11 protein-coding genes are annotated in these 13,650 nt (G+C 70.1%); 7 read left to right on the top strand and 4 right to left on the bottom strand.

What is annotated here, in order from left to right; translation table 11 throughout:
- Positions 1–3 precede the first annotated feature (3 nt).
- The 3 genes from M3195_RS10660 to M3195_RS10670 all read left to right on the top strand — a co-directional run bounded on the left by M3195_RS10660 (position 4) and on the right by M3195_RS10670 (position 3,175).
- Positions 4–1,200 (top strand): substrate-binding domain-containing protein, encoded by a 1,197-nt coding sequence (locus tag M3195_RS10660; protein ID WP_374209319.1) that lies wholly within the window; start codon positions 4–6, stop codon positions 1,198–1,200.
- A gap of 116 nt (positions 1,201–1,316) precedes the next feature.
- Positions 1,317–2,171, top strand: a complete 855-nt coding sequence (locus M3195_RS10665) for a sugar phosphate isomerase/epimerase family protein (protein ID WP_251587289.1) — start codon at positions 1,317–1,319, stop codon at positions 2,169–2,171.
- A complete protein-coding gene (locus M3195_RS10670; protein WP_251587290.1) occupies positions 2,168–3,175 on the top strand; it encodes a sugar phosphate isomerase/epimerase family protein in 1,008 nt (335 codons plus the stop codon). Before M3195_RS10665 ends, M3195_RS10670 begins: the two co-directional genes overlap by 4 nt.
- Positions 3,176–3,197: 22 nt before the next feature.
- Here the strand turns inward: M3195_RS10670 and M3195_RS10675 are convergent, their stop codons facing one another.
- Together M3195_RS10675 and M3195_RS10680 are read right to left on the bottom strand one after the other, a co-directional pair.
- Positions 3,198–4,178 carry an NYN domain-containing protein gene (locus M3195_RS10675; protein ID WP_251587291.1) on the bottom strand — a complete coding sequence of 327 codons (981 nt, stop codon included), beginning with the start codon at positions 4,176–4,178 and terminating at the stop codon, positions 3,198–3,200.
- Positions 4,171–5,166 (bottom strand): Gfo/Idh/MocA family protein, encoded by a 996-nt coding sequence (locus M3195_RS10680; RefSeq protein ID WP_251587292.1) that lies wholly within the window; start codon positions 5,164–5,166, stop codon positions 4,171–4,173. Before M3195_RS10680 ends, M3195_RS10675 begins: the two co-directional genes overlap by 8 nt.
- A gap of 102 nt (positions 5,167–5,268) precedes the next feature.
- Between M3195_RS10680 and M3195_RS17110 the strand changes: the two genes are divergently transcribed.
- Positions 5,269–6,084 carry a CPBP family intramembrane glutamic endopeptidase gene (locus M3195_RS17110; RefSeq protein ID WP_251587293.1) on the top strand — a complete coding sequence of 272 codons (816 nt, stop codon included), beginning with the start codon at positions 5,269–5,271 and terminating at the stop codon, positions 6,082–6,084.
- On the opposite strand, the gene M3195_RS10690 is transcribed toward M3195_RS17110, so the two are convergent.
- Positions 6,081–7,025, bottom strand: coding sequence for an NADP-dependent oxidoreductase (locus M3195_RS10690; protein ID WP_251587295.1), 945 nt, complete (start codon positions 7,023–7,025; stop codon positions 6,081–6,083). The genes M3195_RS17110 and M3195_RS10690 overlap by 4 nt on opposite strands.
- 166 nt (positions 7,026–7,191) lie before the next feature.
- Here M3195_RS10690 and M3195_RS10695 point away from each other — a divergent pair, with 166 nt between their 5' ends.
- Entirely contained in the window at positions 7,192–7,491 is a 300-nt protein-coding gene (locus tag M3195_RS10695) for a GIY-YIG nuclease family protein (protein WP_251587297.1), read from the top strand.
- 271 nt (positions 7,492–7,762) lie between these two features.
- On the opposite strand, the gene hrpA is transcribed toward M3195_RS10695, so the two are convergent.
- Positions 7,763–11,683 carry an ATP-dependent RNA helicase HrpA gene (hrpA, locus tag M3195_RS10700; protein ID WP_251587300.1) on the bottom strand — a complete coding sequence of 1,307 codons (3,921 nt, stop codon included), beginning with the start codon at positions 11,681–11,683 and terminating at the stop codon, positions 7,763–7,765.
- A gap of 85 nt (positions 11,684–11,768) precedes the next feature.
- On the opposite strand from hrpA, the gene M3195_RS10705 reads away from it, so the two are divergent.
- Together M3195_RS10705 and msuE are read left to right on the top strand one after the other, a co-directional pair.
- A complete protein-coding gene (locus M3195_RS10705; protein WP_251587302.1) occupies positions 11,769–12,980 on the top strand; it encodes a heparan-alpha-glucosaminide N-acetyltransferase domain-containing protein in 1,212 nt (403 codons plus the stop codon).
- Between the two features lie 67 nt (positions 12,981–13,047).
- Entirely contained in the window at positions 13,048–13,620 is a 573-nt protein-coding gene (msuE, locus tag M3195_RS10710; RefSeq protein WP_096713769.1) for an FMN reductase, read from the top strand.
- Positions 13,621–13,650 lie beyond the last annotated feature (30 nt).

Raw genomic sequence — 13,650 nt, forward strand, 5'->3', positions numbered from 1 at the left:
TCGATGAAGATCGCCACCGCAGGGGTGGCTCTCTTCGGCCTCATCGCGCTCGCCGGGTGCACCACCGACCCGTCCGTCGCGCCGGCCGAGTCCGACAGTCCAGACGAGTCGGCCGAGACGGCGGAATGGTTCGACCAGGAGCTGTACGACAAGCAGTTCGCCGAGCGCGACGTCGAGCCGCAGGGGCCCGCCGACCAGCCGTACCTGCAGCACATCAACGCCGAGATGGTCGACACGTCGAGCTTCGCGAGCGCCGGTCCGAAGAAGGCCTGCTTCGCGAACGCCTCGATCTCCAACCCCTGGCGGCAGACGGGCTGGATCACGATGAACGAGCAGCTGAAGGCCCTGCAGGAGGCCGGAGCGATCAGCGAGATGGAGACGCGCGACGCGCAGGACTCCGATGACACGCAGATCGCGGACATCGACTACTTCATCTCCGAGGGCGATTGCGACGTGTTCCTCATCTCCCCGAACAGCACGGCCGCGATGACTCCGGCCGTCGAGAGGGCGTGTGAGACGGGCAAGCCCGTCATCGTGTTCGACCGCGGCGTCGAGACCGATTGCCCGGTGACGTTCATCCATCCCATCGGCGGATTCGCGTGGGGCATCGACACCGCGGAGTTCCTCATCGACAATCTCGAGGAGGGCGACAAGGTCGTGGCGCTGCGCATCCTCCCCGGCGTCGACGTTCTCGAGCACCGGTGGGCCGGCGCGCAGAAGCTCTTCGACGAGGCCGGCATCGAGGCGGTCGACTACTTCACGGGCGCCGACCCGGCCGAGATCAAGAGCATCATCAGCGACGAGCTGGCCAAGGGCGATGTGGACGGGATCTGGATGGATGCCGGTGACGGCGCCGTCGCCGCCATCGAGGCCTTCGAGGATGCCGGTGCCGACTACCCGGTCATGACCGGCGAGGATGAGATGAGCTTCCTGCGCAAGTGGAAGGAGACGGGACTCACGGGCCTCGCGCCCGTGTACTCGAACTTCCAATGGCGCACCCCGCTGCTCGCCGCGCAGATGATCTTCGCGGGCCAGGAGGTGCCGAAGGAGTGGGTCCTGCCGCAGAAGCCCATCACCGAGGCGGAGCTCGATGACTACCTCGAGGCGAACGACGGCATGCCCGACGGGCACTACGCCAAGTTCGGCGGCGAGGATCTGCCGGGCTACCCGACGGTCTGGCAGGAACGTCAGATCCCCTGATCCGACCGGACGCGTTTCGTCTCGTCGCTTCGCTCCTCGCTCAACGGCCGGGTTCCGGCTCGGTCGTTGAGCGAGCGGAGCGAGACGAATCGCTCGGCATGATTCGAAGGAGAAGGATGCCGCGCACGATCGCCGTCAACACCTGGGTGTGGACGTCGCCGCTCACCGATGCGACGATCGGACCGCTCGCCCGCAAGGCCCGCGACCTGGGGTACGAGGCCCTGGAGCTTCCGCTCGAGACGGTCGGAGACTGGCACCCCCAGCGCACCCGCGACCTGCTGGACGAGCTCGGCCTCGGCGCGATCGTGGTCGGTGCGATGGGTCCGGGGCGCTCGCTCGTCGCGAAGGCGGGCGATGTCGCGGCGACGCAGGACTATCTGCGCGCTTGCCTCGAGACCGCCCGCACCGTCGGATCGCGCGTCGTCGCCGGGCCCTTCTACGCACCCACCGGTGTCACGTGGCGCATGGACGCCGACGAGCGCGCCGGAGCGATCGCCGAGCTGCGGGGAAGTCTCGCGCCCCTCGCGGCCGAGGCGGCGGAATCCGGCATCACACTGGCCGTCGAGCCCCTGAACCGCTATGAGACCAGCATCCTGAACACGGTGGAGCAGAGCCTCGACGCCCTGTCTCCGCTGCTCGGTGAGGGCGTCGGGCTGGCGCTGGACACATACCACCTGAACATCGAGGAGAAGCGTCCGCCCGACGCCATCCGCACCGCCGGCTCCGCGATCGCACACGTCCAGGTGTGCGGGAGCGACCGGGGCGCCGTCGGCGACGACCACACCGACTGGCCGGAGATCCTGCGCGCGCTCGACGACGCCGGCTACACCGGAGCTCTCGGCCTCGAGAGCTTCACCGGGGAGAACGCGACGATCGCCGTCGCCGCTTCGGTGTGGCGTCCGCTGGCATCGAGCCAGGACGAGCTCGCCGCCCGCAGCATCGCCGCCCTTCGCGCATTGGAGCATGCATGAGCACTCATCCCGTCACGCTGTTCACCGGGCAGTGGGCCGACCTGCCGTTCGAGGAGGTGGCGCGTCTCGCCGCCTCGTGGGGGTATGACGGACTGGAGATCGCGGCGTCCGGCGACCACCTCGATCTGCGCCGCGCCGACGAGGACGACGCCTATGTCGCCTCCCGCCGGGAGATCCTCGACCGGCACGGGCTGCAGGTCTTCGCGATCTCGAACCATCTCGCAGGGCAGGCGGTGTGCGACGCGCCCATCGACTTCCGGCATCGCGCGATCCTCCGCGACTACGTGTGGGGCGACGGCGACGAGGAGGGTGTGCGCGGGCGCGCGGCCGACGACATGAAGCGCGCCGCCCGCGTGGCCCGCAAGCTCGGCGCAGACACGGTCGTCGGGTTCACCGGGTCGTCGATCTGGCCGTACGTGGCGATGTTCCCGCCGGTCGATGCGGCGGTGATCGAGGCCGGCTTCGACGATTTCGCCGCGCGGTGGACCCCGATCCTCGACGTGTTCGACGGTGAGGGGGTGCGCTTCGCGCACGAGGTGCACCCCGGCGAGATCGCCTACGACTACTGGAGCTCGGTGCGCGCCCTCGAGGCGATCGAGCATCGCGAGGCGTTCGGGTTCAACTGGGACCCCTCACACATGATGTGGCAGAACATCGACCCTGTCGGATTCATCGTCGATTTCGCCGACCGGATCTACCACGTCGACTGCAAGGACACCCGTATGCGTCCTCGGAACGGTCGCGCGGGCGTGCTGGGGTCGCACCTGCCCTGGGGCGACCCCCGGCGCGGCTGGGACTTCGTATCGACCGGTCACGGGGATGTCCCGTGGGAGGACGCATTCCGCGCGCTCGACGCGGTCGGATACCCGGGGCCGATCTCGATCGAATGGGAGGACGCAGGGATGGACCGGCTGCACGGGGCGCCCGAGGCGCTCGCGTTCGTCCGGTCGTTGCTGTGGCCGAGGCCCACGGCATCGTTCGACGCCGCGTTCCGCAATCAGTGACGCTCGGGGCCGGCCCCTCGGATCATCGCTCGCGCAGGCGCACGAGCCGCTCGTGTCCCGTCTCCTCCAGCTCGGCGATGTCGTCTCGCGACTTCAGGAAGTCGGAGAAAGACCGGTAGCCCAGAGCCTTCTCGCTGAACGACGGGTCCATGCGGCGCATGTGCGTCTTCACGGCCGAGCTGTGCAGCCACTCGTCCGCGTCCGCCTTGTCGTGGCCGAGGCGCAGGGCCCGCTGCAGCAGCTCCGTCGCCTCGTCCTTCTCGTCGGCCTCGTCCTTCTCGTCGGCCTCGTCCTTCTCATCGACCTTCGCCGGGGCGGCGGCCGACCTCTGCTTCGCGGACTTCGCCGGCTGACGCGACTTCGTCTTCGCAGCCGGTTCGACCGCGGGCTCCGGCACGGTCTCCGGCAGCTCGGGTGCGGCGGGCGACTTCGACGGGCGCACGACGCCGGGAAGGGAATCGTAGGCTTCGAACTCATCGCAGGCTGCGGCGAGCGACTTCGCGGTCGACCCCGCGACCCCGACGCCGATCACATAGCGCCCCAGCCGCTTGCAGCGCTGTGCGAGCGGGACGTAGTCGCTGTCTCCGGCGACGATGACCACGTGCGTGAGATCGGGGAGGCGGAACATGTCTTCCACGGCATCCACCGCGAGGCGGATGTCGGCGCCGTTCTTGGCGTACGCGGCCGCGGGGAAGAGCTGCACGAGGTCGACCGCACGGGCGACGAGCTGCGAGCGGTACTCGGCGTTGACCGGCGACGACCAGTCTGCGTATGCGCGGGTGAGAACGAGGGTGCCGAAAGAGGCCGCGTAGTCGATGATGGCGCCGACCTCGATCATCGCTCGCGCGAGGCGCTCCGCGACATCCGGATCGTCGGGATTCTCGGAGATGCGCTGGCGGTCTTTGCCGTACGCGTTGCGACCGTGCACGCGGTCGTACCAGGAGATGACGATGTTGTCGAAGTCCAGGTAGACCGCCACGCGGGCGTCGGTGGCCTCAGCCATTGGCCGCCCCTTCCCTCGGGTAGCGCACCCCGATCTGCGTGCGGATCTCGTCGAGAGTGCCCATGATCGCGACGCTTTCGGCGACCGGCAGGACGTCGCCCTCGAGGATGCCGTCGCGCACGAGCCGCTCGGCCGCCTGGGCCTGGTACTGCATGCCCCGACCCGCGACGTCGGAGACGTACTCCTCGGTCACCGAGCCGTCGGGGAGGATCACGCGGAAGGTCGTCGGCGTGTACCAGACGTGGTCGATGTCGATCCGGGCCCGGGTGCCCACGATGCTCGCCGTGTTCGGCCCGGCGGCCCGTGACGACGACAGACTCGTCGAGATCGCGCCGCCCTCGTGGGTCATGATGGTGGCGACCTCGGCGTCGGCACCCGTCTCGACGAGCCGCCCGACGGCGGTCACGGTCGTCGGTGCGCCGAGCACGTCCCAGATGAACGAGATCGGGTAGATCCCGAGATCGAGCAACGCTCCACCGCCGAGCTCGAGGTCGTTGAGGCGGTGCGAGGGATCGGTCGGGAGGGACTGCGTGTGGTCGGCGGTGACGGCACGGATCTCGCCGAGCGTGCCGGCCGCGATGATCTCGCGGATGCGCACCATGTGGGGCAGGTACCGGGTCCACATCGCCTCCATGACGAGGAGCCCGCGTTCGGATGCGAGGCGCTGCAGGTCCTCCGCCTCCTGGCTGTTCAGTGTGAACGCCTTCTCGACGAGCACGTGCTTGCCGGCCTCGAGCGCGAGCTTCGCGTTCTCGTGGTGCATCGGGTGCGGCGTCGAGACGTACACGATGTCGATGTCGGGGTCGGCGACGAGGGCCTCGTACGACGGGTGCGCGTGTGCGATGTCGAAGCGGGCGGCGAACGCATCCGCCGATTCCTGCGAACGCGAGCCCACGGCGACGAGATCGAGTCCCGCCGTGCGCAGATCGGATGCGAAGGCGCCGGCGATGCCGCCGGTCGCGAGGATTCCCCAACGAAGTCCAGTCATGTTCTCAGCGTAGACGGTGAGGGTGCTCGCGACTCGAACGAGACGAGGTCGACGTGTGAGCAGAATACTGGACGGGATCCAACAAGTGACTACAGTTCTGCCGTGCAGTCGCAACTGATCCCCACGCCCCGCGCCTTCGTGCAGCCCACCCTCTGGATAGCGATCCTCCTCGTCGTGATCGTTCTCGGCGCCAACTTCCTCCCGCTTCCGCCGCTGCTGTCCGGTACGCCGAGCGCCGACGCCATCGGGGAGGGCTTGGCGCCGACACTGATCGGACTCGTGGTCGTCTGCGCCGCGGTCACCGTGCTCGGATGGTGGCGCCCCGTGTTGACAGATCGTTCCCGTGTCCATCCGTCGTGGGGTGCGGTGCCGGCTGTGTTCGTGGTCGCGTGGTGCGGATTGATCGCGACGGGCGACTACTCGGCGGACGGTACTTTCCTGCTGGCCGCCATCGTGTCGACGGTGATCGTCGTCGTCAACGAGGAACTCATCATGCGCGGTGTGCTCATCACGGGCCTGCGCGGCGTCCGGGTGCCGGAATGGGGAGTCTGGCTTCTGTCATCGCTGGTCTTCGCTCTCGCCCATTACGCGCTGCTCATCGGTCCGGACCCTGCCGGTTTCGAGGACGCGACGGCCTTCGTGCGGTCGGCGTTCTTCCTCGGCACCCTCGCCTACCTCACCCGTCGCGTCACCGGTTCGCTCGCTGCGTGCGTCGTGCTGCACTCGGTGAACAACATCGCGCTCTACGGCATCCACGAGGACCAGTGGGCGCGGGAGTGGTTCGCTGGTGCGGGAGCCCTCTGCTTCTACGCGGCACTCCCCGTCGTCATCGCGTTGCTGATCACGGAAGCGGCCAGAGACCGGCGCCGCCGGGGTGACGGCCACGCTGTGGTCGGAGCCGAGCCCGCGCAACTCTAGGGAATCAGCACGATCTTTCCCGAGGCCCTGCCGGACTCCACGAGCCCGTGGGCGTGTGCGGCCTCGCCGAGCGGAAGCTCCCGGCCGATCTCGATCGTGAAGTCGCCGGAGTCGAGCAGCGCGATCGTGGCCTCGAGGGCCTCGGCACGCCACGACAGCTCCTGTTCGGTGAGCGGCACGGGTGAGCCGCCGGAGAAGGCGCGGATGCCGAAGTCGGCCGCGTCGGGGCCGCGCACGATCGTGGCGATCCGGTCGCGGTCGGAGACCAGCTCGAGAGACGTCTGGATCGCCTCGTCGGTGCCGGCACAGTCGAGGGCGACCGTGACGCCCTGGGGCGCGGCATCTCGAACGCGGTCGAGAAGGCCGTCGCCGTAGGCGACGGGCGTCGCGCCGAGCTCGCGCAGCAGGTCATGCCGGGCGGGGCTGGCGGTTGCGACGACGGTAGCGCCCCAGGCGACCGCGAACTGCACGACCGCCTGTCCGACCGACCCGGAACCGCCGTGCACGAGCAGCACATCGCCCCCGGAGACGCCGAGCGAGCGGAGCGCCTGGTACGCCGTGCCGGCCGGGATGCCGATGCCGGCGCCCTCTGCCGCGGTCACCGAGTCGGGCAGCAGCGCGAGGTGCTCGGCGGGGACCGCGAGGGCGCTCGCGTAGGTGCCCCTGGTGTCGCGGATGGCGACGCGGTCGCCCACCACGAGGCCCTGCACGCCGTCGCCGATGCTCGCGACGATGCCAGCTCCGTCGAAGCCCACGCCGCGGGGCTCGGTGATCGGCGGCGACGGACGCTTCGCACTGCGCAGCTTCGCGTCGATCGGGTTCACGCCCGCCGCCTCGATGCGCACGACCACCTCGCCCGCGAGGGGGAGCGGGTCGGGGACCTCGATCTCATGCAGGACGTCAGGGGAACCGAACTCTGTGTAGACGATCGCGCGGGCCATGCAGCCAGGCTAACGCGGATGCGGTTGCCCCGCCCTGCGGGTCGTCTCGCCTCGCTCGCTCAACGACTGCGGGGTCGGTCGTTGAGCGAGGAGCGCAGCGACGAGACGAAACGCGGTGACCGTCCTCAAGCGCCGATGTCGGCATCCCCGCGTATGGTTCGTGCGCATGGGGACGGTCTACATGTTGAGATGCGCGGATGGCACGCTCTACGTCGGGAGCACGCTCGACCTGGCTCGGCGCCTGGCCGAGCACTCCGACGGCAGGGGCAGCGCCTACACGCGACGGCGGCTGCCGGTCGAGCTCGTGTGGAGTGAGCACTTCGCGCGCATCGACGACGCGTTCCTTTGGGAGAAGCGCATCCAGGGCTGGAGTCACGCCAAGCGGCTCGCAGTCGTCGAGGGCGGCCTGGATGCCGTCCGCGGGTGGAGCGCGCGAGCGCGGAAGGATCGTTCCGTGGAGGGATGACGCGTTTCGTCTCGCTTCGCTCGCTCAACGACCCGAGAGGGTCCTCCGCTCGCTCAACGACCCGAGAGGGTCCTCCGCTCGCTCGACGACCCGGGAGGGTCCTCCGCTCGCTCGACGAGCCGGGAGGGTCCTCCGCTCGCTCAAGGACCCGGGAGGGTTCTTCGCTCGCTCGACGACCCCGGAGGGTCCTCCGCACGCTCGACGACCCGGGAGGGTTCTTCGCTCGCTCAACGATCCGGGAGGGTCCTCCGCTCGCTCACTGCGCCTACGCTCACCGGGCGGCGAGGGCCTTCATGATGCGCTGCGGGGAGACCGGCTGAGCCGTGCCGAGGCGCTGCGCGAACACGCTGACGCGGTACTCCTCGAGCAGCCAGCGCGTCTCGACGAGCGCGGCCGGCGCGCCCGACGCCACCGGGATCGTGCCGCCGGCATCCTCGTACGCCTTCGCCATCCGCTCGAATTCGCTCATGCGCGAGCGATCCTTGCCCGGTTCGGTCCCGAGCGTCTTCAGTCGGTCGAGCATCCCGTCGAGATAGCGCGGATAGTGCGCGAGGCGGTCGACGCCCGTGGCCGACACGAATCCGGGGTGCAGCAGTCCGGAGAGCTGGGTGCGGATGTCGTTCAGCGGGCCGAGCAGGGCGAGCGAGTTCTGCGACTTGATGCCGCGTTCGACCTCCCGCGCCTTCGTGAGGATGCGGGAGACGAGCGATACGCACGCGAAGAGCTCGTCGACGAGCGCTGCCGACACGAGCTCTCGCACCCGCGTGAACTCCGCCTCGGTGCGAATGACCCCGCCCGCGGCTTCGGTCGCCGCGTCGATCAGCCGCTGAACGACGGCGGCACGGCAGTCCTCGATCAGCGCGGCCGCCGACGGATACGGTGAGGCCGCGAGCGCCAGCTTCTCGGCGCTCGTGAGGTGCTCCTGCACGTACGAGCCGGGGGACGGGACGCCCAGCAGCATGAGCCGCAGCACGCCGGCCCTGGTCGCGGCGGTCGCCGCATCCGCGGTCGCCTCGACGCGCACGGCGACGGACTTCCCTCGGTCGACGATCGCCGGGTATCCGCGCACGACGCCTCCGGCGACGCGCGTGTCCAGAACGTCGGGGAGGTCGCCGAACGACCAGGCGGTCAATCCGTCCTGCTCGATCGACGCGGGCGCGGCCGCCGGCTGCGGACCCGAGTCCGGGCCGGGCCGACGGGGCGGCGAGGCGATCGAGCGGGCGACGCTGCTGCGGGCGCGGTCCGAGAGCTTCTCCTGCAGCACACGCAGGTCGCGGTCGGCCCCCACGACGCGTCCGCGCTCGTCGACCGCGCGGAAGTTCATGCGCAGGTGGGCAGGCACCCGGTCGTCCTCGAAGTCGGCGGCGGACACCAGCTGGTTGGCGAGGGGCTGAACGAGCTTCGCCAGCGCCTCCTTGAGAGCGCGCGGAGGGAGACCGGCGTGCGACTCCGGTCCCTGGCCGGCGAGCTCGGCGCCGAACTTCTCCGCCCAGTCAGCCGCAGGCACGACGTGGCGGCGGATGGCCTTCGGCAGCGCGCGCAGGAGCCCGGTGACGAGCTCGGCGCGGAGCCCGGGCACCTGCCAGTCGAAGCCTCGGTCCTCGATCTGCGCCAGCAGCGGCAGCGGGATCACGACGCTCACACCGTCATCCGCCGCCCCCGGCTCGAACCGGTAGGCGAGACCGAGCACCTGGTCGCCCTGTGTCCATCGCGTCGGGAACTCGCTGCGGTCGGCCCGGCTGTCATCGTCGAGAAGGTCGGCCTCGCGCATCACGAGGAGCTTCGGCGTGGAGGTCAGCGCTTCGCGCCACCACTTCTCGAACGACCGGACGTCGAACACCTCGGCCGGGACGCGTTCGTCGTAGAACCGGAAGACCGCCTCGTCTCCCGCGAGGATGTCGCGTCGCCGTTCGCGCTCCTCCAGCTTCTCGAGGCGCTTGCGCAGTTCGGCGTTGCTGCGCCAGAACGCGCTCACGCGCTTGTCGATCCGGCCGGGATCCCACTCGCCCTCGACGAGGGCGTGACGAACGAACAGCTCACGCGACGCGGCACGGTCGATGCGGGCGAACTGCACGCGGCGCCGCGGGATGATCTCCACGCCGAAGAGCGTGACCTTCTCGTAAGCGACGGCGGCCCCGGCATCCTTCGACCAGTGCGGCTCGGTAACCTGCCGCTTCGCGAGGTCGCCCGCAAGGGCCTCGGCCCAGGCGGGGTCGATCGCAGCCACCGTGCGGGCGTAGGTGCGCGACGTCTCGACGACCTCCGCGGCCATCACGGCCTGCGGGCTCTTCTTGCGCAGCGCCGAGCCGGGGAAGATCGAGAAGCGGATGCCGCGGGCCCCCCGATACTCCGCCTGGCGTCGCCTGGCGTCTTTCGGCGGGGTCTTGCTCTGTCCACGGCCACCGGTGCTGCGCTCGTCCAGAATGCCGATCTGCGACAGCAGGCCGGAGAGGAGCGCGCGGTGGACGGCGTCGGCATCACTGACCGCGCCCTGCTGAGACTCCTTGACGCGCACCAGGGTCCGCAGCTGGCGGTGCACGTCGAACCACTCCCGCACACGGACGTAGTTCAGGTGCTCGGAGCGGCAGAGACGCCGGAAGGCGCTCGACCCCAATTCGCGCTGCTGCTCGCGGAGATGGTTCCACAGGTTCAGGATCGAGAGGAAGTCGCTCGTCGGGTCCGCGAAGCGGGCGTGCATACGGTCGGCCTCGTCGCGCACGCTCTGCGGTGCGTCCTGAGACGGGCGCTCCCGGACGTCCTGGATAGACATGCCCGCGACGATCGCGAGCACGTCTCGCGTCACGGTCTCGGAGGTGCGGGAGCGCTGCGCCTCGATGAGCATGCGGGCGAAGCGGGGGTCGATCGGTATCCGGGCGATGTCGCGGCCGATGGGGGTGAGCCGTGGCTCGTCGCGCGCGACATCGACCGCACCCAGCTCGGTGAGGAGGTCGAACGCGGCCTTCACACCGCGCGAGTCCGGCGGCGTGAGGAACGGGAAGGCGGTGATGTCGCCGAAACCGAGCGACAGCATCTGGAGGATGACCGACGCGAGCGAGGTGCGCAGGATCTCGGGTTCCGTGAACTCGGGCCGACGCGCGAAGTCCTCCTCGCTGTAGAGGCGGATCGCGATGCCGTCGCTCGTGCGACCGGCGCGACCGGAGCGCTGGTTGGCCGAGGCTTGCGAGATGGCCTCGATGGGGAGGCGCTGCACCTTCGACCGGGCGCTGTAGCGGGAGATACGCGCGGTGCCGGTGTCGATGACGTAGCGGATGCCGGGGACCGTGAGGCTCGTCTCGGCGACGTTGGTCGCGAGCACCACCCGACGCCGCACACCGGCCACACGGCTGCGCTCGAACACCCGGTGCTGCTCGGCCGCCGACAACCGGCCGTAAAGCGGGAGCACCTCGGTCGGCGAGCGGTCGTTCGCATAGGCGCCCCGCACGGCGTCGGCCGCGTCACGGATCTCCGCCTCGCCGGGGAGGAACACCAGGACGTCGCCGGGCGATTCGCGATCCAGCTCGCGCAGCGCTGCCACGATCGCGGAGACCTCGTCGACCTCCTGGGCAGCGTCGGGATTGGCATCCTCATCGAGCTGGGCGCGGTAGCGGATCTCCACCGGATAGGTGCGGCCGGAGACCTCGACGATCGGGGCCGGCGTGCCGTCGGCGGCCGCGAAGTGCCGCGCGAAGCTCTCGGGGTCGATCGTGGCCGACGTGATCACGACCTTGAGATCCGGGCGCTCGGGCAGGATGCGCGCGAGGTAGCCGAGCAGGAAGTCGACGTTGAGGGAGCGCTCGTGCGCCTCGTCGATGATGATCGTGTCGTAGCGCCGCAGCAGCCGGTCGCGATTGATCTCGTTGAGGAGGATGCCGTCGGTCATGAGCGCGATGCGCGTCTCGTCCGAGACCTGGTCGGTGAACCGCACCTTGTATCCGACGAGACCGCCGAGCTCGACCTGCATCTCCTCGGCGACGCGCTCCGCGATCGTGCGCGCGGCGAGTCGCCGGGGCTGGGTGTGCGCGATCCGCTCGCGGCCGAGCTCCAGGCAGATCTTCGGCAGCTGCGTCGTCTTGCCCGAGCCGGTGGCGCCGGCCACGATCACGACCTGGTGATCGCGGATGGCGTCGGCGATCTCACCCCGGGCGGCGCTGACGGGCAGCTCGGCGGGGTACGAGATCACGGGGGAGGACATAGCCCTCCATCGTATGACGATATGCGGGCGCGCTCGCCCGCCCGGCGCACGGCGGAGCGAGGGTTGCGCGACTTACGATTCATGCGTGACCACCTCGTCTCCTCCCGTGCCTGCGCCAGGGCCGACCACGCTGCCCGTGACGCACTGGTTCCGCACCTTCGGGCGTCCTCCTCGCATCCTGGGGCTCGACGTCGCCCGCGCGCTCGCCATCCTCGGCATGGCCGGGGCGCACATCGGCGAGACGCCCGCGTTCGACCTCCTCGATCCGTCGACCTGGCTCGACCTCGTGCACGGTCGTTCGTCCATCCTCTTCGCGGTGCTCGCCGGGGTCTCCATCGCCCTGATGACGGGTCGCCGCGAGCTCCCCGACCCGGCGCGCGTGCCGAGCCTGAGACTGCAGCTCGTGGGGCGGGGCGCGGTCATCTTCCTGATCGGGCTCGCCCTCGAGCTGCTGGGCACCCCGATCGCCGTGATCCTCACCCTCTACGGACTGCTCTACGTGGCTGTCATCCCCTTTCTGCGCTGGCGGCCGCGGACGCTGCTCCTCGCGGCCGGTGTGCTGGCACTCATCGGCCCTGCGGTGCTGGCGCTCATCGCCGCGCTCGCCCTGTTCCCGTACGGCGCGGGGATCGGACTCGTGCTGTACGGCTCCTACCCGATCACCGTGTGGCTCGCCTTCGTCTTCGCGGGAATGGCGCTCGGGCGCCTCGGGATCGAGCGGACCCACGCCGCGGCGGTGGCGCTCGGCGCCGGCGTCGGGCTGATGATCCTCGGCTACGGCCTGGGTCTGGTCGGAGCCGTCTCCGGCATCGCCACACGCGCGACGGGGGAGGGCTCGACGATGGGATCCGGCTCCGGATGGGGTGCGTACCCCGAGGCCGTCGCCGCCGCTGACCCGCTCGGTGCGGTGCTCTCCGCGATGTTCGGGGTCGACGCGCACTCCGGCGGGACGGCCGAGATCCTGGGGTCTGGCGGTTTCGCCGTCACGGTGATCGCTCTGTGCATCCTGCTCAGCGGGCCGCTTCGCTGGATCCTCCTTCCGCTCGGGGCGCTCGGCTCCATGCCGCTGTCGGCATACACCGCTCACGTCGTCTCGGTCGCACTGATCGGCGGTCCGGGCGGATTCTTCACGAACAACCTCTTCTGGGCCGGGACCGCGATCGCGCTGCTCCTCGTGGCCACGCTGTGGTCGATCCTCATGGGCCGGGGGCCGCTCGAGCGCCTCGTCGGTCGAGCCGCGATCGCGATGGCCTCGCCGCCCCGCGAGAACGGCGGCCGGGCAGCATCCGTGCCGTGACCACCTCGCATGTCGTTGTGTGTCGCTCCTCGCGACAGCGGCCCCGCGCGTGGGTAGCGTCGTCGGCATGACAGCCCCCTACCGTGTCGTCGCCGTGTCCGGCTCCCTGCACGAGCCGAGCAAGACCACGGCTCTCGTGCGTGCGATCGCCGACGCCGTCGCCGAGCGCGCAGAGGTCGAGGTCGAGCTCATCGAGCTCACCGCGATCGGTCCGTCGCTCGCGGGAGCGCTGCGTCGCGATCAGCTCCCCGCCGAGGTGGAGGAGAAGCTGAAGGCCATCGAGGCGTCCGACCTGCTGATCGTCGGCAGCCCGGTGTACCGCGCTTCGTTCACCGGCCTCTTCAAGCATCTGTTCGACTTCGTGGGGCAGTACGCGCTCGTCGGAAAGCCGGTGCTGCTGGCCGCCACCGGCGGCGGCGAACGGCACGCGCTCATCATCGAGCACCAACTGCGCCCTCTCTTCGCATTCTTCCAGGCGCTCACCCTGCCGCTCGGCGTCTACGCCAGCGACACCGACTTCGACGGCTACACGATCGCCTCCGACGTGCTCCGCTCGCGCATCGATCTCGCCGCCGACCGCGCGCTGCCGCTCGTCGGATACGCGGCCTCCCGTCCCGCGGAGACGCTGCTCGTCTCCTGAGCGCCACGCGTGACGCGGCCCGCAACAGCC

The sequence above is a fragment of the Microbacterium hydrocarbonoxydans genome (assembly GCF_023715885.1).
In the GTDB taxonomy this organism is placed as follows: Bacteria; Actinomycetota; Actinomycetes; order Actinomycetales; family Microbacteriaceae; genus Microbacterium; species Microbacterium hydrocarbonoxydans_C.

Excerpts from the sequence above, each read along its gene's own strand:
- M3195_RS10665 (WP_251587289.1), top strand. The coding sequence starts at position 1,317 with ATGCCGCGCACGATCGCCGTCAACACCTGGGTGTGGACGTCGCCGCTC.
- M3195_RS10680 (WP_251587292.1), bottom strand. The coding sequence starts at position 5,166 with ATGACTGGACTTCGTTGGGGAATCCTCGCGACCGGCGGCATCGCCGGC.
- hrpA (WP_251587300.1), bottom strand. The coding sequence starts at position 11,683 with ATGTCCTCCCCCGTGATCTCGTACCCCGCCGAGCTGCCCGTCAGCGCC.
- M3195_RS10660 (WP_374209319.1), top strand. The coding sequence starts at position 4 with ATGAAGATCGCCACCGCAGGGGTGGCTCTCTTCGGCCTCATCGCGCTC.
- M3195_RS10670 (WP_251587290.1), top strand. The coding sequence starts at position 2,168 with ATGAGCACTCATCCCGTCACGCTGTTCACCGGGCAGTGGGCCGACCTG.
- msuE (WP_096713769.1), top strand. The coding sequence starts at position 13,048 with ATGACAGCCCCCTACCGTGTCGTCGCCGTGTCCGGCTCCCTGCACGAG.
- M3195_RS10675 (WP_251587291.1), bottom strand. The coding sequence starts at position 4,178 with ATGGCTGAGGCCACCGACGCCCGCGTGGCGGTCTACCTGGACTTCGAC.
- M3195_RS10690 (WP_251587295.1), bottom strand. The coding sequence starts at position 7,025 with ATGGCCCGCGCGATCGTCTACACAGAGTTCGGTTCCCCTGACGTCCTG.
- M3195_RS10695 (WP_251587297.1), top strand. The coding sequence starts at position 7,192 with ATGGGGACGGTCTACATGTTGAGATGCGCGGATGGCACGCTCTACGTC.